Source organism: Jeotgalibacillus marinus (assembly GCF_040801915.1).
GTDB classification, from domain to species: domain Bacteria; phylum Bacillota; class Bacilli; order Bacillales; family Jeotgalibacillaceae; genus Jeotgalibacillus; species Jeotgalibacillus marinus.
Genome location: NZ_JBFMIA010000255.1, coordinates 1 through 245, shown reverse-complemented (window position 1 = coordinate 245; position 245 = coordinate 1). Strand labels below are relative to the sequence as shown.

At 49.8% G+C, this 245-nt stretch carries 1 protein-coding gene; it reads left to right on the top strand.

Features of this window, described 5'->3' with window-relative positions; genetic code table 11:
• The coding region (locus tag AB1471_RS19120) for a hypothetical protein (protein WP_367781038.1) at positions 1-245 on the top strand (245 nt) is incomplete at both ends.

Sequence of the window (245 nt, the reverse complement as noted above, 5' to 3'; positions counted from 1 at the left end):
AGAGAGAGGGAGGGGGAAAGAAAGGGAAAAGGGGAAAGGGAGAAGGGGGGGAGGAAAGAGGGAGAAGAGGGGGAAAAAGAGAAAAAGGAGGGGGAGAAGGAGGGAGGAGGAAAAAGAGGGAAGAGGAGAAAGAGAAAGGGAAGGAAGAACGAGGGAAGAAAGGGGAACACAAGAAAGAGAACAGAACGGGGGGAAACGTATATCTGTCACTAATTGTGGGAATCGGATCATCATCCCTACCAAAA